A 967-nucleotide genomic window follows, 5' to 3' on the forward strand; every position below is an offset into this window, starting at 1 on the left:
ACGTCCTCGCGCACGATGTGCAGGGTGCCGTCCATGCCGCACCAGGCAGCCGCGTGGGCGGCGCCCGTCAGCTTCGTCAGCTTCTGTTCCGCGCCGATCGCGCCCAGCGCGCGCCGTACGCCGTCGACGTGAAAACCGCGCGCCGGCGCCAGGGACGGCAACGCGCGGCAGACCTGGTCCAGGCTGTCCACGCCGCACAGGCCGCAGCCCGTGCGCCCCGTCAGGCTGCGGCGGCGCTCCTTCAGCGCCATGAACGCGCTGCCGGCGATCTCGATCTGGACGGCGACGCCGCCCGCGGCGGGCTCGACGTCGATCCCGTAGCACTGGCCCGGCCCCACGATGATTTCTTCGCTCAGTGTAAAGCCGAGCGCAAAGTCTTCCAGGTCGGCCGGCGTCGCCATCATGACGGCGTGCGAGATGCCGTTGTAGACGAGCGCGACGGGGACCTCGTCGACCACCAGGTCGTCCACCTCGGCAAGTACGCCCGCGCGCATCCGCAGCACACGCCGCGGATGCGCCGTGAGCGGCAAGGCGTCGGTCTCGGGATCGTGAAGGGGATTCATCGACGCCGATGATACCATCAGCGCCGCGCCGCGGCTTTCACCCCCTCGACGTCGCGCGGCTCCGCGATCGCGCTGCCGTTGCGCTCCGCGCGGAAGCGCTTCGACATCGCATACACCGCCTTGCGCACCCGCATGATCGAGCCGAGCGGACGATGCGCGGCCAGCGCATGCCACGGATTGAACTGCATGCCGTCGTCGACGAGGCGTGCCAGGTCGTCGCCATACGCCTTCTGCGGCGCCGCGCGCAGGCGCGCCACGGTCACGTACGGGCTCAGGTCTTCCGGCCATTCGACGGACGCGTCCTCGATGGGCATGCGGTCGATGTCCGTGCACAGCTGCACCCGCAGTTCCCACTCGCCGCCTTCGCTCGCGAAGTGTTCCACGACAGCGTCGCGCAGGCCGTC

At 70.4% G+C, this 967-nt stretch carries 1 protein-coding gene and 1 pseudogene; both read right to left on the reverse strand.

Translation table 11 applies throughout. The features are described from left to right. On the reverse strand, positions 1-563 hold a 563-nt coding region (locus ACEN88_RS32725), incomplete at its 3' end, for a formate dehydrogenase accessory sulfurtransferase FdhD (protein WP_413346436.1). A gap of 17 nt (positions 564-580) precedes the next feature. Further along, positions 581-967: pseudogene (locus ACEN88_RS32730) on the reverse strand (catalase); the annotation flags it as partial.

The sequence above is a fragment of the Massilia sp. CT11-108 genome (assembly GCF_047302915.1).
GTDB classification, from domain to species: domain Bacteria; phylum Pseudomonadota; class Gammaproteobacteria; order Burkholderiales; family Burkholderiaceae_D; genus Telluria; species Telluria orientalis.